The following is a 21,233-nucleotide window of genomic DNA, read 5'->3' on the forward strand; positions in this document are numbered from 1 at the left end:
GTTGAATAACCATAACCTCAGTTCGGGATAAGACAGTTTCGAGTGAGGGGGGTGTGGGGTGTAGGGTGTAGGGTGTGGGGAAAGGGGTTCCAAGCTATCACTTCATACCCGGGTCGATCCTCCCGGGTATTGTTCGACCTCTTTCAACCCATTACCGGAACTGACCTTAACCATAATTCCAGTGGATGCGAGCAGCGATCGTACCCCGCATAATTACCAAAAAATAAGTAATTTGTCAATATCCTAAAGGCTATGACTCTTTTGCGTTACAAGAACTTGCGTTTTGAAATCGATCGTTGTTTTGGAGAGAGGACGATCGATGTCATGGAAGAATTATGGTTTGAGGTGAATTGGGGCAAATAGTAGCTACAACATTTAACCTAACCATGTCTCTAAACTTGACAAAATCCTATCATACCCTTGTAACCCTTGTAAATTGGTTCTCAATTACTTCTGCGATTCGCGATCGTTTGGAGGTAAAAAAGTGCCAACGATAGAAATATCTCATGGAATTGAGTCGTTGTGTTCCGGCTAGCTTGTCAATCTTCAGAGCGAGAATCCGGATACCGAACGAGTACCTCGATCGCAGTTGCCATTTCCAGTAGGGAGACTCCTGAATTGCGATCGGGTCTTTCCCTGCTCACCCTCGCGATCTCCTCATTGCTAACGTCAGGTGCGGGTTCAGCCGCAGATGGTAATGCCGACTTAGCGCGGACCCCATTTGGGAAAGCGATGTGGGTTAGGGCAATCGATCGAAGATCTCGCAACTTGGAACCTGGTTCCCCACACCCTACACCCTACACCCCACACCCCATCCGAGCCGGAAACGGTCCAATCGAACGCCTGACGTTAATGGCGATCGATTACACCAGGGCAAAATCATCAGAATCGATCGCGCTGACATTCACCCCTTGCAGAGTCACGGACAAGGCTCCAGTGGTAATTTGGGTATCGTTCCCCACTTGAGCGATACTCAACTGAGCAAAGGTTATCCCATCTTGGAGACCGATCAGATCTTCGCCGTCGGTAAAGTCGGTGATGATATTCGTGCCGTGGTTCGCTCCGAAATCGAAGCGATCGCCTCCCGCATCACCCGTAAGAATATCGTTTCCTTGCTCTGCACTGAGAATATCGCTTCCAGAACCACCAGTCATTGTATCGTTTCCCCGACCGCCGTAGAGTCGATCGTCACCGGAATTTCCCGTCAACTTGTCATCACCTTCGTTACCGAAAATGCGATCGTCTCCCGCACCGCCACAGAGCTTGTCATCTCCATCTGCGGTGTTGAGAGGATTGCCGTTGCTGCCGATGAGGGTATCGTCCCCATCGCCGCCGCAAACGGAGTCGTTGCCGAGGTCGCCGAAGAGCAGATCGTTTCCAGCTTCACCCCAAATCAGATCGTCTTGCTGTCCGCCTCGTACGGTATCGTTTCCAATGCCACCCACAATATTGTCGTTGCCGAGATTGCCATGAATGACATCGTCTCCAGCATTCCCGAAAATAACATCGCCATCATTGGAGCTTTCTGAATCGTTCGAGCGGTTCGTTCCGCCAAACATCGTATCGTTGCCAATATCTCCACGTAGCGTGTCGCTTCCTTTGTCTCCATAAATTAAGTCGTCATCTTTGCCGCCATATACCAAATCTCGTTCTTGACCGGCATAAATCGTGTCTTTTCCTTCACCCCCTTTAATCAGATCGTTCCCTTCATTTCCCGAAAGCCAATCTCGATCGCCGCTCGCACCCACGCCGTTCGTACGACCCAAACTCCCAAGAATCGTGTCGTCTCCCCGTTCGCCTTTGAGCGTGTCGTTTCCAGCTTCACCCGAGAGTAGATCGCCATCTTTGCCCCCATAGGCAACATCGTTGCCATCGCCACCGGAAATGGAATCGTTTCCCTGGTTTCCGTATAGTTCGTCGTTTCCAGCTCCCCCGTAGATTAAATCGATTCCGGGGTCGACGAAGTTGGGATCGTTCGTGCCACCAAAAACCGTATCGTTTCCTTGCTCTCCGAGTAACGTATCGCGACCCATCTCACCTTCAAGGCGATCGTTATCCTTTCCGGCGAAGACGATATCGTTATCCTGACCGGCCTCAATGCGATCGTTCCCCTCATTGCCGAGAATGACATCGTTTCCTCGGTTGCCGTAGAGAGTGTCGCGGTCTAAAGTCGAACCCACGGGAGCCGGACTCGACAATCCACCCACCAACAAATCGTCGCCATCGAAACCATCAGCGCGATCGTCTCCGGCGAGACCAAAAATGGCATCGTTTTCGATCGTACCCAGTTGGGAATCGTTGTGATTGGTTCCGATGAGGAAATTGGCAATATTCGGTAGTTGTTGCAGGGTATAGTCAAAGCCGGGAATCGGTTGAATCACGACCCCATCTAGGGTCGGTGGCGTGGGACAGCAACAAGTGTCATCTTCATCATGAGGGACGAGATTCGGAGGTGCGATCTCAACGGGGGTTTCAACTTCAGTTTGGGTAGGAGTACTGACTTGAGAAACCCGCGGTTCGCTCGGCGTACTGGTAGAAGGGGTTGGCGAATTTTCGGTAATCGTCACTTCGATTGGAAAATCAAACGTCCCTTCATCTGGATCGTTATTGGTAAAAGAAATCGTGCCGCCATAGGTTCCCGGTGTATTGGGATCTAACTCGATGGTGAAGGTTGCCGAACTTCCGGGAGTAATGGTTTCGGGAAAGTCTCCGACGAGAGTAAACCCATCGGGTAAGTCCAGGGAATCTCGATCGAGGATTAAATCGGCAGTTCCCGTATTATCGATGGTGAAGGTTTGAGTAAAGGGAGTACCAACCGGATGAGAACCTAAATCCTGAGGAGTGGGAGTTCCATCGAGAATATCGCTCGTCTCGGAAGTCGAAACCGCAATTTCCGGTTCTGACGTTGCAGTGGCAGGGGAATCGGTAGTCGGGGGAGTCGTGGGTGTTGTACCGCCGTCTCCTGGTGTCGCCGAACTGATATTTACGGTAATCGAACCCGTCCCGTTTTTCGCACCCCCCGAACCTTGAAGGTCACCGGTATTGCCATCGTTGAAGGTATAGTTAATTTGCGCAGAAGCCGGGGGAGTGCTGCTGCTGTTGCTGTAGGTAATTTGTTGCAGGACTTGGTTAACCAAAGTCTGGGTGGCGCTGTCGTTGAACGTCAGTTCCAGCGTGCCGCCACGATTCGTCGTCACCGTCCCGATGGGGGTTCCACCGACAACGAGATTTTCGCCTTCGGTGAGAGACGCTAAAGTGCCGCTCGCACCAAAGAGATCGTCCCCATTCGCTCCCCCATCGCGTTCGAGCGTGAGTGTTGCGCCGTTGTAGTTATCGGCTTCTGCAAGTTCGGGATCGGAAATCGTCGCGTTGTCATCGAGAACGATGGGACTGCCTTCTGGCGTGAAGGTGGGATTGTTGTCAAGTCCGCTAAAGGTCGGCTCGTCGTTAATAGAATCGATATTAAAGGTAATGGTGCTGTCGCTGCTGAAAGCACGACCATCGCTGACTTGGAAGTTGAAGGCAGAACTTCCCGTGGCATTTTCATCGTCGTCGGGAACGAATTGGAGATTGCCACTTTGAATGTCGGCAATGGGAATGACGTCCTCGTCGGCAACATCGACACCATTAAGTTGCAGCTTGCCTTTGGTAGGAAGGGAGGTGATTTTGACCTCTTGCAGGAGATCTCCATCATCGTCGCTAAAGCCAAAGTCCCGTGGAACGAAGGTATGGGGAGTATCTCGATCTGTGTCGATGGTGTTATCGCTAGCAGTCGGTGCGGTGTTGGAGGTATCGAAGGAAATCGTACTAACTGCGGTGTTGCTATTGGTGACACCATCGCTGACGACAACGTTAATCGTTCGATCGGTGGTATTGGGAGTCCCAGCCGTATTGTCATAGACGATCCCTGCAATCGCCTGTTGGTAAATCGATAAATCTGCCGGACCGGAGATCGTCAGTTCTCCCGTCGTGGGATTGTAAGCGGTAATCGTCAGGTTAGCATTGCTCGCAACGGTGGTGGCAGCCGGATTGAGGCTGAGGTCTTCTAAATTACCATCGAGAATATTGGTGAGGGTAATGGTTGCTGAAACCACTTCTTTCCCCGAGGTGGTTCCCGGTGCGTTGGTTTCCGCATTGCTAATTCCCACATCTGAATCGGCAATCGTTACGGCACTGCCGCCAGGGGTGAAGGTATTGGTATAACTCGTACTGCTGGTATTGCTATTATCTAAGTCGAGTTGGGGAGCGGTATTGATGACAAAGACTCCACCCCCACCAATTAAGTCGAGTCCACCGGTACCGCCTCCTTGGTTCGTGTCTGTGGGAAAACTATTAAAGTCTACGAGAGCGGCACTCGACGAGTTCCCAGCAATATCGTTGGCAAACAGCGAATAGCCATAGAAGGTCGTTGTGTCTGGAGTAGGAAGACCGTTGAGTAGGTCTTCATAACTGACAAACATCCCCGCAATGTCTTGAGGCGTGACACTATCGGTAGACCTCAGGTTTGCCTCACCGTTATCCCGGCGCATCACCTCCGTTGGAATTTTTGCCAATGAAGATCCGATCCATGCATCTTTACTGACAGAAATCAGCTTGCCAAATTCCGTCGGATTACCCTGGGCATCGATGTCCGTAATGGCTGCAATTTTAAACGCATCATTGCCACCGCGCTCGAGGATTAAAAAGCCAATTTCATTGAGGGAAGTTCCATTGGCAGACAATCCACCGGGACTCACAAAGTCAACCCGTTCGATATTATTGTTGTTCCCCTGGGGATTGCCTTGATTGCCAAAAATATTGTCGGTGCCTCGATTGATAATTTGGCTCAGTAGGATGTCTTCCATCGTGTTGGCAGACGATGGGTTGAGATTGATGGTTTCATTGGGAGTTGTCGACGTATCGATTTCCCCTTCAAACCAAATAACTTGTCTTTCTCCGGAGACGGGATCGCCAGCATTGGCATGATCGACTCGTCGAATTTTGATGTCGTCAACGAGGCTATCTAAGCTAAATTCAATAGTTTGATTCGTAACTGGATCGGTGTAGGTAAATCCATAGAGTAATAGGTTGTTGTTCTCTCCCACCTGAAACTTGTGGTCGAAGATTTGCGCGCCGTTGACCTCTTGGCTCGAATAATCTCCACTGGTATCGTCGTTGAGATCTTTATAAACGGCTCTAATATCGTTGACGCCAATGGGGAAGGCGAAGGGGTAGGCTGCCATTGCCTCTGAGGTGAATGCCAAATTCCCAGTAAAATTGGCGGTGGTAACTTCTAAGTTCCAGTCTGCACCGAGTGTGGTGTTTCCGGTACGTCGCGCCGAGGCGGCAATTTCGATTCCCGTCAGGTGGTGGAGTTTGGCGAGCAATTCTTCCCCGGCATCCCCAGCGGCGACGTTGCAGCCGTAGAGGAGAAGGTTAGATGCGCTGGAAAATGCAGTTTTGAGTGGGGTGGCGTGGCGATCGAGGGTTTCTAAATTCAGTTGGGTATTTCCCAGTTGCAAGCATCCCGGCGCACCGTGAGAGATGATGTGAATGTCCCTGTAGCGATTCTCTTCGGCAAGCGCTTGGGCAATCTGTTCGATGCCGTTTCGATGGCGATCGAGCAAAATAACTCGAATTCTCTCCTGAGTTCCAGTAACGAGGCTTCGATAGTCTTCAACACCGCGATCGATAAAAGCGATCGCCGTTTGAGCGTATGTGGAAAGAGTAGAGAATGTAGTACGTGTCACGATCGATCTGTATGAATAAACAGCGGTAGATACAGCAACAATCCCTGACGCACTCCAAGATCGAACTCGATTTCTTCCAGTGGTCTGTCAGAAGTTCGGAGTTATAATTGCAAGTTCGTTTTTTCGCAGCGCGGCACGCGAGCGATCGCCTCTAGAGCCGTTCAGCACGCTCGGAGGGGTTTTGAGCGATAAAAGTTAGGAAAGACTTAAAGATTGAATCCTCAGAAGTTGTCCGTGGATTCATTGACCAATAGAACAGAAGCGGGTAACTTTACGGCAAAATAAATGGGGACTGAAGTTAAGTGCGAGCGAGCGAAGGTAAGTATCCCGAAAAACAGACCTAATGCCAAGAGAATTGTCAGTCGAAGTGGTTTTTGAATGACCAACATTCTCTTCGTTCTGATGATGTTTCTACTTCAGTATATCGATGGAACTGTGAAGAAGTTGTGAAGGAAACCGTTCCAGAAGTTTGTTTTGGTAAAGATTTGAGAGACTTCGTTCGTTATTTCCGGTGGCACCCAACCAATTGGCGATCGGCTAAGTCGGTGACGATCGCGGCTAACCGGTTGCTGACTCCCAGCGGTTGAGCGAAGTGCAGCGCAGTTTGAGGAAATTGATTTTCCAGTTGCGCGACTTGTTTGCCGATCGCATCGACAATTCTCCCCGGAAATAAGAAGTAGGGAAGTACCTCAATGCGATAGTAACCGGCTGCCACCAACTCGCGAACGCGCTGTTCTAAAGAGGGGGCAACCGACCAGTACGCTGCTACAACCGGAATCTGGCATCGCCGATGCAACTTCTCGGTAATTTCTTCGATGGGTTGATTGCCTCCCGGACGTCGACTGCCGTGGGAGAGAACGATCTTCGCTTCAGGGGCTTTGAATGTTGCGGCGTCCTGGGCTAAGAGTTCGATGGTTCCTGAATGGCTGCCAAGGTAGGGTTGGATCGAAATTTCGAGATTATATCGATGGCGATCGAGATGGCGAGCGGCCAACTCAACTTCTGCGGGAATATCTTCCATCACGTGAACCCCCGGCAGCAGAAATAAGGGTACGACTCGAATGGTGCGAATTTGCCGGCGAACGGCACGATCGACAAGTGCCTGGATTTGCCGGTGGAGGGGTAGACGTTGCAACTCCAACGCTGCCGTTTCCACCAACGGTGGCAAACCGAATTTGGGCGATAATTGCCCACAGACCCGTCGTGCCAGGGTTTGGGCTGCGACTGCAGGACGCGGATCGCGGCTGCCGTGGGTCACCAGAAGATAAGCGGCGGATGGGGAAGCGAATGTATCCATCTAAGCAAGGCTGAGATTGAGTCTGACGCGCTGTTTTTCGATCGCATCCCTCATATTATGAAGTATTATGAAGCACTCGGACACAAAAATACCGCGCTCAAAGCATAAAGCACGGTAAAGTTCAAAAGGATTAAGAAGGACGTGTAGAGCGATAAACAATTAGAGAGAGCGTTATTAACTCATCGCCGCACCGGAGCGATCGTAAGTCACAGTACTGTTATGAGATGGTTTGCCTTGGATATGATTCCAGTTTTGAGCGATATCTTCGGGTAAGCCGACTTCTGCCGCCGTTCGAGTCAGTAACGATTGCTGGCGGTTTTTAATCAGGTGGTGGTGGCGATTCATCAAAGCACGGGAGCGATCGTAAACAGACATGGCAGGTTCCTCCGCTGAGATTCTAATTTCGATCGGATGCTTTTGCAAGCTCACTAGTAATATAACAAAAAAATCTGTAAAATTTTATACAAAATAAGTTTTGGTTGTAAAAATTTACAATTTAGTTCGAGTGCAGGATGCTCCCCACCCCCCCTCAATGCTCACCTCACTCAAACCCCTCTCAAAAAAGCAGCATTTTCTTCAGGCAAGGTACTGTTGACGTACATTCCACTTCCCAACTCGAATCCCGCAAGGATTCCCAGGCGGGGGATGATATCCACATACCAGTGAAAGTAGTCTGTTTCTCCGTCGCCTGTAGGAATCGATCGAATCACGTAGTTGTAAGCCGGATTATCGAGTCCGTCGTCGAGTTTTGCCAGTACCGTTTTCAGGATGAGTGCTAAATCGACGATTTCCGCGTCGGTAATCCGATCGAAGGAGGAGGCGTGGCGGTGCGGGAAAATCCACACCTGGAATGGAAATAGGGCCGCGTAGGGAACGAATGCGACAAAGCTACGGTTTTGGATAACAATGCGATCGCCAGCTGCGAGTTCCTCCGTCAGGATACGACAGCACAAACATTCCCCGGTGTTGTCGAAAAACTCGATCGCTTTTTGTTGGCGTTGGCGGATTTGTGGGGGAACGAAGGGGGTGGCAACGATCTGGGAATGGGGGTGAGCGATCGATGCACCAGACTCCTTGCCGTAATTTTTGTACGGGACGATCGCCGCCACGCGAGGATCGGTACGAATTTGGACGTATCGCTGGCGATAGACTCGGAGAATTTTTGCGACATCCTCCACCGGTAAGCGCGCCGTCGTGACGTGATGGTGGGGATGTTCGATAATCACTTCGTGAAATCCCACCCCCGAGACGCTACGAAAGAGCTGCTTGCCGCTGCGAGTGGGTTCTCCCGTGGGTGAGAGTGCCGGATACCGATTTTGTACCACCCGCACTTGCCAGTGATTCTCGTCCCCGAGGCGATAGGATTCGGCGGCGGTTTCCGTCTCGTTTCCCGGACAAAAGGGACAGTTCGATCGATGCTGGGGTTCGGTGGCGACAGACTGGCGATGGGTTTTAAACTCGTTGGGTTTTTGGGCGCGATCGGTCGAAATTGCCACCCAATCCCCAGAAATCGGATTGTACCTGAGTTCGCTCATGGGATATTAGACATCTGGAGGAAAAGGGTTAAGGGTTAAGGGTTAAGGGGGAAAGCCAGAAGAAATTCATCACTGAACCCTAGAGAGTGTCTGAATTTTTGATTTCGGTCAGATATCTATTAACAATATTGCAAAAAGCCATCGGGAACCAGACGCAATTCTCCCGATTCAAATCGTTTTCGATCGATCCAATAGGCTTTTTTCGATCGCGTTCCTTCGGAAAACTCAATTTCATCGAGTTGGTAGAATTTGCGATCGGCAAAATCACATCGATACAGCTGAATTATCTCGTGTTTGGATTTTTCTTTGAGGGTAAAGATGCTTTCGAGACAAGCAACATATTCAATATTGATGAGGTCTGCTTGAATTTCTTCTTGAAATTCCCGTTTGAGCGCGTCGAGGCTGGTTTCGCCGAAGTCAACACCGCCCCCTAACACGCGATAAAAATTGGTTTGGGCGATCGGATCGTAACCTTCTCCCACAAAAAGCCGATCGCTATCCTGGATAATGCCTAGCGCTAGTACTCGAATTTTACTCATACACTTTTTTCGGTTCGAGAGTCGTCGATTTCACGATTCTCTCGCGACAATTTTTCCATTTTAGTTGCGATCGGCGACATCGGAACGACTGCCTTGAGGAATCGGCCAATCGGCATTTTCACCCCCCACAATCAAAGTTTCGATGGTGACGAACTCTTCGCTGAGTTGAAACAGAGAATTCACTAAAACATCCAAAGCCACCGCATCGCTCGTTCCCAGATCGAACCAGCACCGTCCCCAGGTCCCTTGATACTCAAAATCCGACATATTGTGCATCAGAGCCATCATGCTGCGATCGGCAACTTTTTCGTTGTATTCCATATATCCAATCTCCAAACCCTCATCTTGAATTTGCAGATTTTCTGCATTGAATCCTCCTAGTTTTCCCAGAAAAAACCACGAATCGAATAACTCTTCAATATACTGCCGTTCTGCTGGGGAAGGAACCGTTGTAAATTCCAACCAAAACCAAACATCAAACGGGTTAAATTCGCGAAACTTAATTTTCATACCAATCTAGAACTTAATTTTTTGACCGAGATGGCGAATACTTCAGTTAGTGGATCTCGACAAAAATGATAATAAAACAAAATGGCAGGTCGCCCAAATAAAATTTAGGGTTAACGGTCTTTATTCTCGAACAAAAACTATAATTTTTGACAGAGATTTCAGAAACTGCGAACTTTTCGATATTTTGGGAAACATCATTGCAAAAGCCATTAGAGTTGTAACGCTTTTCCCATACTCTCCACGCCCATTCTATAGCTATGCGCGCCCTTTTCATGACACTTGTTTAAGAATAGGGAACGGGGAATGGGGAATGGAAAACACCTGCACGCGCACGATCGTGTAAATAAACTGCGGGCAGAGCCAAGGGGAGGGGAAGTCAAGGGGAGAGGTTGCACTGTAAGTATTAGACATCTGGTAGAAATCAAAAATTCGAGCGATATCGATGCCGAAGTTATGAATGTATTCTCTTTTTCCTCCTGAACCCTTAACCCTTTTCCACGCTGAGGTCGATTGAACCGAACCCGATCTTATAGCCATCGCCATAGCAATTAGGATGCTTGTGAAGGTGGGCAACGGGTGCTTCGAGGGGCAACGAGCGCAGGGGAGGGAAAGACCTCAGGGGAATTACACAATGGACTGGTGTTGTCTTAACTCCAATGGCGACCGTTATAACTCTACTCCTCCTGACAGAGTTTTTCCGATTCTGCGCGATTTGGGTTCACTTCTCGCTGGGCTTTATTGCACTCTCGCTTAATTTGCTTGCGCAAGTCATCGGGAAGCTGCGCTCTTTTATCCCATGCTTTTTTAAACCACTCCAAGCTTTCTTCGCGATCGTCGTTTTCCACGTAAATTTGAGCTTTTAGATACTGGAGTTCTGGATTGTCCGGTGTAATGTCGAGCGCTTTATTCACCTCAACTAAAGCCTCTTGGGGTCGATCCAAATCCCGATAGCCGATGGCCAATCCCCGATAGGCCAGATAATCCGGTCCGGCCTGATTTTGCAATCGTTCCAGGGAATCTTCAGGATTGGCCAGGGGGAGATTCACCGCCAGCATCAAGTCCATAAACCCCTTAATAATATTCAGTTCCGGATCGCTGGGATCGATCGCCTCCGCCTCTTCTAAATGGGCGAACACTTGCCGCAACTTCGACAACGCTGCGGGGGTTCCCCGTACCGTACCCTCGGTTTGTAGAGTGTGAGCGCCTTCGAGAAAATGCCCCACCGCTGCGTAGAGATTGCCTCGCAGGGGATTGGTGGGAATCAGTGCCTCCGCCGTCTCGCGGGTGTTGGTGGCATTGGTTTTGAATTCATCCCAGCCATCCTCGTAAAGGTATACCAGAGACGCCTTCATGGCGTGGGTTATCGGATCGTTCGATTCTGCGGCGATCGCCCCGTCAGCGGCTTTTTTCGCGCGATCGTAATCTCCATCGCGGAACATCGCATCAAAAACCGTCCGCGTTCGCGCACCCATATCGTACCCAGGACAGGTAGAAGCATCCCGGCAAAACGGGTTAGCCGCCAGCACCGGATGTGCCCAGGTTCCCAGAACCACAACGGCGGAACCGAACAGGCTAGAAGCAAGAGATGTCAACCTTCCATGTTTCATCAAACTCCTCCACAAAAAATACGCTCTCCAAAAATGCACGAAGAGAATTTATCTACTTATGCTAGTCTTTCGCGCCGGTTTTTGACTTTTCCGAATTCAACCCATGGGAATGAGGGGAGACTTCTGAGGTCCAATTCGATTGGATCGCGATAGTTCAGACAGAGGAGCCGCGGGGAGTAAATTGCTTTGCGATCTTCCCCGTGCCCCCAGAGGTCTACTCTTCTCACCGATTGTGCAACTCGATCGCGTCGAGACGTTCTTCAAATCCATCCAAGCGCAACTTGAGTTCGATAACCAAAGTGGCTAAGCGATCGAACATCGGATCGTCAGCCAGCGCAGAGACGTCTGAATCCGGCAAAGAGGGCGTTTCGGCAGCGTTCGATCGCCCTCTTTGCGATTCGCGCATTCTATCTCGACTCGAACGGCGCACGTCTGTTTCGAGACGATCGATCTGACGTTCGAGTTTATACAAGTCGGCTTCCAGATTCGAGAGGCGCGATTCGAAGGACGCGCGTGCGGGGGAGATGGTCAACAAGAGCACCAATCCCACGCACACACTGAAGCTCAATACCCAACTCCACTTTATCCAACTCCACTGACTCAATTTACTCATTGTCATTTACCCGACGAGCGCCGCTGATAGGAGTGCGGGAACTCGGTTACTCGGGTTCCCCGTCACCGTTAGCTTAGCGCAATGGATCTCTTTTTTAAGTGTCTGCATCCGGAAAATGCCCCCTAGCAAAATTGTTAAGCTAAAAACGGGGAAAAATACGGAAAAGGGAAACATCTCGAGTTGAGAGATTGGGTAAATCCACCTGCCTCAACTTACAATACCCGCACGAAAAAATTGAGGAAGATTTTTTGATGTTTTTGGGTGTGAATGTCGGTCTTCTCCAGGGTCAACAGGTCTAGCATGCAACATAATACGCGCGCGGTTTTTTTGACGAAACCAGTATTGAGACTTAGCCCTTCGCCAAATCAACCCCCCATATCCAGCTAACCATTGCAATTGGGTTGTGCCCTGAGACTTTTGCTGAACTTTAAAAATTGTAACTTTAAGTCTTGTAACTGTATGCGTGTCCAGCCAGTCATTCATCCAAAGAAAGCATTAGGTTTAGGTCTCTTGTTGCTCGGTATCGCCAGCACGCTCGGTGTATCTGGACCCTCAAAAGCGGGAACGATCACCTTTCAGGATGGAACTCAATGTGAAGGCGATTTTCAAAATAGTCAACTCAATGGATTCGGTCAATGTACGTATAATAATGGCAACCAATACGAAGGGGAATTTCGCGATGGAGAAGCGAACGGTCGCGGAATTTATACCTTTGCGAATGGAGATGTTTACGAAGGAGAATTTCGCGACGGACAGCGTAATGGTGTGGGTATTTTCACCTTTGCCAATGGCGATGTTTACGAAGGGGAATTTCGCGACAATCGCCGGAACGGTAAAGGCATTCTTTTATTTAGTAATGGGGATGCTTACGAGGGAGAATTTCGCGATGACAAGCGTAATGGTGTCGGAACGTTTACCTTTGCGAATGGAGATGTTTACGAAGGAGAATTTCGCGATAATAAAAAACACGGTCAAGGGGTCTTTATTTTTGCCAATGGCGATCGCATGGAAGGCACTTGGATCGACGATCGACTCTCGAACGAAGCATTTGAGAATGTAGAAAAAGACCGCAATGCTGAATTTTCCGCCTATCTGGGGGTTCAGCTCGATCGGGTCGATCGCCGATTATCTCAAGGTAACGCTCAAGCTGTCTTTCGAGAGATCGAGTCGCAAACGGGCAAAAAAATTGGCATTCTTTACGTCGTCGTACATCCTCGGCGATTGGAACTGGTCCTGATGTCATCCCAAGGTGCGTCGATCGTACGTCAAGTTCCCGGTGTAAGCGAGGAAGAAGTGTTAGAGGTGGCGCGGGAGTTTCGTCGGGAAATTACCGGGGGTAGTTTTCCGATCGATAATACGCGGTATCTACCCTCAGCCCAGCAACTTTATCAATGGACGATCGCCCCTTTAGAAAGTTATTTAGAAAAAGGCGAAATCGATACGTTGCTATTGTCTATGGATGCGGGTTTGCGGAGTCTTCCCGTTGCCGCTCTACACGATGGCGAGCAGTTTTTGGTTGAAAAATACGACATTAGCTTAATTCCCAGTTTTAATCTCAGTAATGTGGAATACGAACCCTTAGATGGCGCTCGTATTTTAGCAATGGGTGCATCGGAGTTTGACGAGCATCGACCCTTGCCGGCCGTTCCGGTGGAGTTGGAAAGGATTGCCTCTGTGTTATGGTCGGGAGAGGCTTTTTTGAACGAAGAATTTACCTTAGCGAATTTAACTTCGCAACGGGAAGCGGAACCCTTTCGAGTGATTCACTTAGCGACTCATGCTGAATTTCAACCGGGAACCCTGGATAATTCTTACATTCAACTTTGGGACGATCGTTTGACCCTGAATGAGTTGCAGAACCTGAACTGGAACGATCCGCCGGTAGAATTGTTGGTGCTGAGTGCCTGTCGGACGGCTCTCGACGATCGCCAAGCAGAGTTAGGTCTGGCAGGGTTAGCGGTGCAATCTGGGGCGAAAACCGTCCTCGCGAGTTTGTGGTACGTCAGCGATCGAGGGACATTGGCCCTGATGAGCGAGTTTTATAGCTTTTTGCGGGAATCGGCTACCAAAGCCGAAGCCCTTCGGCAAGCCCAAATCGCCATGATCGATGGGGAAGTGCGCTTGTCTGAGGAACGGGCGATCGGTCCGAGTGGTGAGATTTCCCTCCCTCAAGAGAGTGAAGGTCCGATGAATATCGCTCTATCTCATCCCTATTACTGGGCGGGATTTACGATGATTGGCAGTCCTTTTTAACGGGTTTAAACGATCGGGAGCGATGCCACGCTGGAATCGAGAGTGAAAGATCGCGCCTCTGATTCGGATACGGGCGATGGAGAAAATGCGATCGCCCGTACTTCATCTCAATGGCTGCCCAGAGCGCAGATCGTGAATTGTTCATATAGCAATTCTCGCCTCTTATGAGGTACACCCAAATTCTATTTCCGATTCCCCGTTCCCCGTTCCCTAAAACCAGAAACTCTGGACCTCGTGAGGCGCGAGAAGCGCTATATTAGACATTCTGGAACCTCACCGATAACTTGATTTAGCCGTACGAGTTCCAATTTACGAACCCGAAATTTGTCAGTTTACTGAATTGGATGTCGGTTAAAATTTTCGAAATCCCAGCCTGTTTAAGATTTAATTAGATAAATATACGAGCGATCGATATATTTTAATTTATCTTCAAATTAGAGAAGAGACTAACACTCAACTTGAGTCAAAAAATATGCCATAATATAATTTTAGATTTGGTAAAAAAACATATTACTATGTCTAATTTTTTTAAAAATTTTCCTCTCGAAAAGAAGCTTCATCATGTTTCTAGAGCGACTGTCGCGATCGCCCTAAGCTGGTGTGCGGGAAAAGCGATCGCAGCCGAGACACCTCAGAGTTTATCCCCAAATGTCTTACCCGAACTGTTGGCGCAACAACCCAACTGTGCGACGCCTCAAACCCAGCAAGAAATTAATACCTGTGCAAATCTAAATTGGCAAATTTCCGATCTCGAACTGCGCCGCTCTTACGAACGCCTTGCGCCCAACTTATCACTTTCTAGACGACAAGAACTCGTCGAATCTCAACTCCTTTGGGAAAATTTTCGCAATGCAGAGTGCCAGTTCTACGGCACTTTGCTCGACGGGTCAACAGCACAACCGGCACTCGAATATGGATGTTTGGCCGCTTTAACGCAAAAACGCACCACCGATTTAAACACTTACCTCAGAGGAGAGTTTTCCGGAGCCAGCAGCGAGAACGATCTCACCGTTGAAAATCAGTTGAATAAAGTGTACCAACTGCTGCAACAAAATTTGCCCGCCGATCGCCAGAATCAACTCGTTAACGCTCAACTCAACTGGATTGAATTTCGCAATTTCACCTGCAATTTCGAACGGAGTGGCGGTGGAAGTCTGGCATTAACCAATTGTTTGATTCGATCGACCGAACGGCGAGTTCGGCAGTTAGAAAATCATTTGGCCAATCTCGGTTAGACGGCGATCGCGTCGGGGAGATCGGACTCGGGTTCGAGTTGAGCGATATGGACGATACCATCACCCTGATTGACTAAAGGATTTTTGGTCAAACCAACGATCGCCCCGTCAATGGGAGCAGTGACTTTGACATTGGTCGTCCCAAAGGCATCGACGATCGACCCCAGCTTTTGCTTTTTAGTCACCTGTTGGCCGAGTTCGACATCGAGTAATAGGATGCCACTTCTGGGCGATCGCACCCATTGAGTTTTATGGGATTTTAAAAACGGCTGGGGAGTTCGTTCGCCTTGCATCGGGTACATTCCCAACGCCGCCATCACCCCCATCACTCCTTCGACTCCCACGGAGATCGCATCGGAGTCGAATCGTAGTGCTTCTCCCGCCTCGTACAGCAGTACGGGAATGCCGAGATTAGTGGCAGCTTGCCGCAGAGAACCATCGCGGGTGGTGGAGTGAATGGCGATCGGTGCACCGAAAGCTCTCGCACAGCGATCGGTTTCCGAATCGTTGAGGTTGGCTCGAATTTGCGGTAGGTTGGCTCTGCCGTTGGAACCTGTATGTAGGTCGATACCGTGGGTCGATCGATTGACAATTTCTCGGACGAACAAATTCGCCAACCGCGATGCCAGGGAGCCGCGGGGGGAACCGGGAAAGGAGCGATTGAGATCCCGGCGATCGGGCAAATAGCGAGACTGTTCGATAAAACCAAAAACATTGACGATCGGCACGGCCAGTAAGGTTCCAGTGAGTTCTTGCGGGGAAATCTGTTGCAAGACCTGACGGATAATTTCGACCCCATTAATTTCATCGCCGTGAATCGCCGCACTCAGCCACAACGTCGGACCTTCTCGAATTCCGTGGGCGGCAATCACCGGCAGTGACAGCATGGTTTGCGTCGGCAAGCGGGCAACGGGTAGTTCGATTTGTTGGCGGGAGGCGGGGGGAATCGCAACCCCCCCAATTTCCATCGGGCACGACATGGGCTTGAGTTGGGAAACGGGAGGAACTCGATGGTTGCGGTACAGCCAGTGTTACAGACTCGTGTGAGGGAGGCTCGCCATCGAGATCTAGCATACCGACGAACGTCCCTAGGCGCGCCAATATTTATCCAGCCAAGCCAACCCCGCCCCGCCGGTTTCTGCCAGGATACTGGTCACCCGATACAAGGCCAGGGCAATGAGAAGCGTTCCCGTTTGACCGGGAAAGTGCGGTTCTAAAAGTCCCAGGGCTGTCGCTTCAAAGACACCCATCCCTCCCGGTGCGCCGGGAACGATTAAACCAAACAGCCACGCCAGACTAAATGCTCCTAGGGGCAGTAGGATATGTTGCGGATCGAACAGACCCAACGCCCACAAAATCATCAAGAAACCGATTCCCCGACAGGTGACAAATCCCAATTCTCCCAGCCAAGGACGGAGGGGATAGTGCCGGATATGACAGCGAACGCGGTTTTTCTCAGTGGCAAAGGTTTTGGCTTTTACCCGACCCAGGTACTGGGCCACGGGGTTGATGATTCGAGGATGAATGCCAACGGCCACGATAACCAGGCTGAGAATTTGCAATTCTCGACCCCCCGCTTCAACGCTCAACATGGCAATCGGTAAAGCCGAAGCCATCATCAGCAGCGGTTCCAAAATGACGCTCAGGGTTGCGGCTTCCATGGCAATGCCGGTATCTTGCGTGGCGACAATGCGCTGGTAAAAGTGCCAGACATTCCCCGGTAAATATTTGGCAATATTGGTTGTGAGGAAGGTTCGGGTTGCCCAAGTCATATCGACGGGTTGGTTGAAGTCTTGGAGAATCCAACCCCAAACCCATCCCGCCCAGGTTTGCGCGAGGAGAGTTGCAGTAAACGCCAACCCCAACAAAACTCCACCTTGGAGATTAATACGAACCGAGGCCACTTCTTGCCAATGTTGTTTGAAGGTGGCCGCTAAAAAGAATAGGGTCGTCCCCAAAATGACCCAACGTAGATAGGGCTTGAGTTTCGAGATAATGCGTTTCATCAACTAAATCTCCCTCAACGAATTTCTCAGTAAATAAAATTTGACAGTCAAAATCTTCGGGTACGTTGGCAGATGCACGTACTCTACGGCAAAGTTACTCCGATCGATCGCAATCTGCGGTCAAATCTTAGACAGAATTGCCGTAAACCCCTCAATTCCAGCTGCGGCTTACTTGGAGATGGGAGAAATTTTGGGAGTGGGAAAGACGTTCGATCGCCCAGAAAAGCTGTAGAGCGGGTTGAGGCGATCGGTCACAAGGAATCTGTTGCGTTATCATAGGGTTTGAGTTGAGCTGCTTGCTTGAGTTTATTGTTCGAGTTCAGCGACTAAAACACCCTTAATATTACTGATGTCGAAAAACGTTTTTAGTTCCTCGATCGAGCAATACAAATAGTAGTTTTCGTTCGAACTCAAACGATCGAATCAGTGCTAAATCCTGCAAACGAGTCTGAAACATTACTTTCAAGTCAATCAATTGCTGCTATGTTTCCCTTAGGAATTGGAAATGAGTCAAAGGGTTGAATTTTGAAAATATTACCTAAAACTCATCTAGCTCTTGGTAGCTGACTTGACACCCTAAAATCAATTGTCAAATACCTTAGCGTACTTACGTATATACGTAAGTACGCTAGTGTGACACACAAACAAGTGTCCTATCGCAAAATCATTGAAAGATGCTTTATGATGGGCAAAGCTCTTCAAGGGCTTCCGACACGCCGATCGCATTCAGGACAATACCCGAGAAGCGATCGGTCTCAATGGTTGTCGGGAGAAGAACGTGGCGGAGAGGCAGGAGTACTGGGGGACTCTCTGGCTCGAGCTTACGTATAAATACGTAATTCTCATTACGGAAAATCCGCAAGCACGCGATCGATACGGCACTTGCGGAGATCGGAACTCATTCAAAAAAGAAAGTGATGTGAGAAGGGGAAGAAAACAGCTCCCCCTTCATTGGGTTTTTACAGACCCGATACGATATTCGAGGGTTGGCTCGGTCCAGCGAACACGTTCTCTTTCCCCTCGATAGCGAAGTAAACATCCACCATCTCGATCTCGCTGCCATCGGTCTTGAATGCCTCAGCGCGTTCTAGGAGGTAGTTACCATTATTGTAGTCGGGAACCTCATCGTACTCGAGGCTGAGGCTTGCAATTCCCTGAGATGAGAGAGAAAGCAGTTCGTCCGCATCGGTGTAGTGGTTCTCGTTGCTGTCTTTCCAGAGAATGAGGCCACCCGAAAGAATCTCGTCGGAGTCCACCAGTTTGTCGTTGTTGGTGTCGAAGGTGGCCAGTTTTGCAAAGCCATCGCCGAACGCACCACCGAAGAGTTCGGAAATATCGTCGATGACACCGTTGCCGTTGTTATCCACGGCGAGGAAGGCATCTTCTCCGGATAGCCAACCCGACTCAACCTTGCGATCTGGACCTTGACCCAAGAGGTCGAAGGTGCCTTCGGTCTCACCCAAAGCAGTGGTTTGCACGCCATCGCCATTCAGGTCGAGGGAAATGGGGCTGAAGAATTCGTAGTCGGTTCGATCGTTAATTTCGACTTCGAGATGGTCTTCGCAGTACTCGCTGTCTCCGGCGATAATCGACATCGAGAAGCTTTCAGTCCCCTCGTTATAGCCATGCTTGTTGCCCGCATCGTTATCAACGGCAACATCTTCCTTCCAAGTTTGAACCTCGAAAGACTCAGACACGGTCTCCCCTGCAGGCACTTTGACCACGATTGTATTGCCATTGCTAATAACACCATCGGAATAAATCGTGTAATCCCAGCTGGCGTCGCTTGGTCCATAAGCCTCGCGGTGTCCGTCGCTCAGGTATTGACCGTTGGGGATGCGGTTGTAGTGGGTTGAATGAACCTCTCCACCGATACCGTAACGGTAATCGAAGTAGCCACCCCACATGATGTCTTGGTTACTACCGTCGCCGTCATAGCGATTCGCGGAAATGTCATCGATTTGGATGGTGAAATAGCGATCGGTCTCGCTGACCCCATCCACTTCAATGGTGTAGCTGCCCTGGGCACCTTCATTAATTTCTGAGGTTCCCACGATTTCGGCGCACTCGTGGTTTTCGTCGGTGGGTGTTGCCGACTCAGTGATGATACCTGCATCCAAGGTGGGATTATACTCACCCGGATCTAGAATCACCACTTGGGTCTTGCCCGTCGTTGGGTCGGCATCAGAATCTTTCCCGTCCCGGTCACCGGCATTGGCTTGGGTGAACTCGTAGCCATCGGGCAAGTTAGAGAAGGTGACTTGGTATTTTTCGCCGGGATTGAGGTCGTCGAAAAGATACTTACCGTTGTTATTCGTGGTGTCGATCGCGGTGGTGTCGTCGCCGTTACCGAGGATGTTATCTGCCCCCGCCCCAGTTAGAGTAACAGTGACTCCTCCGACTCCGCCTTCTCCGGCATCTTGGATACCATCGCCGTCGGTGTCGTAGAACACCTTATTCCCCAGGCTCGCGGGTTTGGCGACGATGCCCGCATCAATGGTGGAGTTGTTTTCTCCCGGTTCTAGGGTTACGACTTGGGTTGCCCCCGTAACGGGGTCGGCATCGGAATCAGCGGTATCGTCGCCACCGGCGTTGGGTTGGGTGAACTCGTAGCCGTTGGGGAGGCTAGAGAAGGAGACTTGGTATTCTTCGCCGGGGTTGAGGTTTTCGAACCCGTACGTTCCCTCAGCGTCTGTGACGGTGGCAGTCGTCGTATCGTCGCCGCTGCCGAGGACACCATCCACACCGGCTCCAGTCAAAGTAACGGTTACCCCTTCAACACCAACTTCACCCGCATCTTGGATGCCATTTTTGTTGGTGTCTTCGAAGACTTTGTCGCCCAGGCTGGCGGGTTCTCCGATAACCTCGTGCTCTTCAAAGCACAGATGGGTAATCGCACCGCTACCTGCAAGCTGTACTTCCATCCGGGAGACACCGGTTGCTCCCAGGTGCAAGTCTGCTGACTCACCATCTCCCATGGTGGGAAGCGGAGTCGTACTCATCAACTGGTTGTTTTCATCGTAAAGCCGGACTTCTCCGCCGACTTCCTCGTTATCGAGCAGACCGAATCCTTCAATGGTGCGGGGACTGTCGAAGTTAAAGATGAGGGTTCCGCCGATGGCGGCATCGTCGGGATCGCTAGAATCTCCATCCTCCGAAATAATCAGAATCTTGCCATGCTCGGTACTGTAGAGATCGTCGTCTTCACCGGTAGGATTGGCCGAGTCGAAAATCATCGCCGGGTTGCCAGGATCGTCCTCGGTAGGAGGATTATGAGTGGTGACGGTAAAGCCTAATGCCGCAAACTCGTCATTAATCACCTGACCCACCGAGAGGGGATTGCCTTCTCCATCCACTTCAAAGAAGATCTTCTTGGGTGCCGGGGGTCCGACGATTTCGACGATACCCGCATCGAGGGTAGGGTTGTTTTCTCCCGGGTCGAGGGTGACTTTTTCGGTCTTGCCGTTGTTGGGATTGGCATCGGAATCGACCGTGTCGTCGCCCCCGGCGTTGGCTTGAGTGAACTCGTAGCCCTGCGGCAGGTTAGAGAATCGGACTTGGTATTCCTCTCCAGGATTGAGGTTCTCGAAGCTGTATTCACCAGCAAGATCGGTGGTGGTTGTGGCGGTGGTGTCATCGCCATTACCAATGATTCCATCTTGTCCGCCACCCGTCAGGGTAACGGTGACCCCAGCCACACCAGCTTCGCCAGCATCTTGGATGCCATCGCCGTCGGTGTCGTAGAATACCGTGTCTCCCAGGCTCGCGGGTTCGACGATTTCAACAATACCCGCATCGAGAGTGGGGTCGTCCTCCCCCGATTCCAAGGTCACTTTCTGGGTCATCCCAGTTTCGGGGTCCGCATCAGAGTCAACGGTATCGTCACCACCCACGTTAGCTTGGGTGAAC

At 50.3% G+C, this 21,233-nt stretch carries 14 protein-coding genes; 3 read left to right on the plus strand and 11 right to left on the minus strand.

The window, feature by feature from the left end:
* Positions 1–863: 863 nt before the first annotated feature.
* The 8 genes from AC2215_RS18160 to AC2215_RS18195 all read right to left on the minus strand — a co-directional run bounded on the left by AC2215_RS18160 (position 864) and on the right by AC2215_RS18195 (position 11,830).
* On the minus strand, positions 864–5,729 hold the full coding sequence (locus AC2215_RS18160; protein ID WP_486811410.1) for a DUF4347 domain-containing protein: 4,866 nt from the start codon (positions 5,727–5,729) through the stop codon (positions 864–866).
* Between the two features lie 502 nt (positions 5,730–6,231).
* Positions 6,232–7,026 (minus strand): sirohydrochlorin chelatase, encoded by a 795-nt coding sequence (locus AC2215_RS18165; protein WP_486811411.1) that lies wholly within the window; start codon positions 7,024–7,026, stop codon positions 6,232–6,234.
* Between the two features lie 174 nt (positions 7,027–7,200).
* Complete coding sequence (gene gifA, locus AC2215_RS18170; protein WP_486811412.1) at positions 7,201–7,401, minus strand: glutamine synthetase inactivation factor IF7A; 201 nt, start codon at positions 7,399–7,401, stop codon at positions 7,201–7,203.
* 170 nt (positions 7,402–7,571) lie between these two features.
* Entirely contained in the window at positions 7,572–8,561 is a 990-nt protein-coding gene (gene galT / locus AC2215_RS18175; protein ID WP_486811413.1) for a galactose-1-phosphate uridylyltransferase, read from the minus strand.
* Between the two features lie 119 nt (positions 8,562–8,680).
* Positions 8,681–9,100 (minus strand): NUDIX hydrolase, encoded by a 420-nt coding sequence (locus tag AC2215_RS18180; RefSeq protein ID WP_486811414.1) that lies wholly within the window; start codon positions 9,098–9,100, stop codon positions 8,681–8,683.
* A 60-nt stretch (positions 9,101–9,160) separates the two neighbouring features.
* Positions 9,161–9,610 (minus strand): DUF3531 family protein, encoded by a 450-nt coding sequence (locus AC2215_RS18185; RefSeq protein ID WP_486811415.1) that lies wholly within the window; start codon positions 9,608–9,610, stop codon positions 9,161–9,163.
* Positions 9,611–10,284: 674 nt separating this feature from the next.
* A complete protein-coding gene (locus AC2215_RS18190) occupies positions 10,285–11,202 on the minus strand; it encodes a Sll0314/Alr1548 family TPR repeat-containing protein (protein ID WP_486811416.1) in 918 nt (305 codons plus the stop codon).
* Between the two features lie 238 nt (positions 11,203–11,440).
* Positions 11,441–11,830: a hypothetical protein gene (locus AC2215_RS18195; protein ID WP_486811417.1), complete on the minus strand. Its 390-nt coding sequence runs from the start codon at positions 11,828–11,830 to the stop codon at positions 11,441–11,443.
* A gap of 459 nt (positions 11,831–12,289) precedes the next feature.
* Between AC2215_RS18195 and AC2215_RS18200 the strand changes: the two genes are divergently transcribed.
* Complete coding sequence (locus AC2215_RS18200) at positions 12,290–14,083, plus strand: CHAT domain-containing protein (RefSeq protein ID WP_486811418.1); 1,794 nt, start codon at positions 12,290–12,292, stop codon at positions 14,081–14,083.
* A gap of 515 nt (positions 14,084–14,598) precedes the next feature.
* The gene (locus AC2215_RS18205) at positions 14,599–15,318 is read left to right on the plus strand and encodes a lysozyme inhibitor LprI family protein (RefSeq protein WP_486811419.1); all 720 of its coding nucleotides are present in this window, start codon (positions 14,599–14,601) and stop codon (positions 15,316–15,318) included.
* Here the strand turns inward: AC2215_RS18205 and AC2215_RS18210 are convergent.
* Positions 15,315–16,298 carry a succinylglutamate desuccinylase/aspartoacylase family protein gene (locus tag AC2215_RS18210; protein WP_486811420.1) on the minus strand — a complete coding sequence of 328 codons (984 nt, stop codon included), beginning with the start codon at positions 16,296–16,298 and terminating at the stop codon, positions 15,315–15,317. The genes AC2215_RS18205 and AC2215_RS18210 overlap by 4 nt on opposite strands.
* A gap of 108 nt (positions 16,299–16,406) precedes the next feature.
* Positions 16,407–17,324, minus strand: a complete 918-nt coding sequence (locus AC2215_RS18215; RefSeq protein WP_486811421.1) for a UPF0104 family protein — start codon at positions 17,322–17,324, stop codon at positions 16,407–16,409.
* 40 nt (positions 17,325–17,364) lie between these two features.
* Here AC2215_RS18215 and AC2215_RS18220 point away from each other — a divergent pair, with 40 nt between their 5' ends.
* Positions 17,365–17,556, plus strand: coding sequence for a hypothetical protein (locus AC2215_RS18220; RefSeq protein WP_486811422.1), 192 nt, complete (start codon positions 17,365–17,367; stop codon positions 17,554–17,556).
* Positions 17,557–18,283: 727 nt separating this feature from the next.
* Here AC2215_RS18220 and AC2215_RS18225 read toward each other — a convergent pair.
* Positions 18,284–21,233 (minus strand): SdrD B-like domain-containing protein (locus AC2215_RS18225; RefSeq protein WP_486811423.1); only part of this gene is annotated, 2,950 nt, incomplete at its 5' end.

The organism is Zarconia sp. (assembly GCF_057467645.1).

Coding starts and splice junctions, on each gene's coding strand:
- AC2215_RS18180 (WP_486811414.1), bottom strand. CDS start 9,100: ATGAGTAAAATTCGAGTACTAGCGCTAGGCATTATCCAGGATAGCGAT.
- galT (WP_486811413.1), bottom strand. CDS start 8,561: ATGAGCGAACTCAGGTACAATCCGATTTCTGGGGATTGGGTGGCAATT.
- AC2215_RS18205 (WP_486811419.1), top strand. CDS start 14,599: ATGTCTAATTTTTTTAAAAATTTTCCTCTCGAAAAGAAGCTTCATCAT.
- AC2215_RS18195 (WP_486811417.1), bottom strand. CDS start 11,830: ATGAGTAAATTGAGTCAGTGGAGTTGGATAAAGTGGAGTTGGGTATTG.
- AC2215_RS18185 (WP_486811415.1), bottom strand. CDS start 9,610: ATGAAAATTAAGTTTCGCGAATTTAACCCGTTTGATGTTTGGTTTTGG.
- AC2215_RS18215 (WP_486811421.1), bottom strand. CDS start 17,324: ATGAAACGCATTATCTCGAAACTCAAGCCCTATCTACGTTGGGTCATT.
- gifA (WP_486811412.1), bottom strand. CDS start 7,401: ATGTCTGTTTACGATCGCTCCCGTGCTTTGATGAATCGCCACCACCAC.
- AC2215_RS18210 (WP_486811420.1), bottom strand. CDS start 16,298: ATGTCGTGCCCGATGGAAATTGGGGGGGTTGCGATTCCCCCCGCCTCC.
- AC2215_RS18200 (WP_486811418.1), top strand. CDS start 12,290: ATGCGTGTCCAGCCAGTCATTCATCCAAAGAAAGCATTAGGTTTAGGT.
- AC2215_RS18165 (WP_486811411.1), bottom strand. CDS start 7,026: ATGGATACATTCGCTTCCCCATCCGCCGCTTATCTTCTGGTGACCCAC.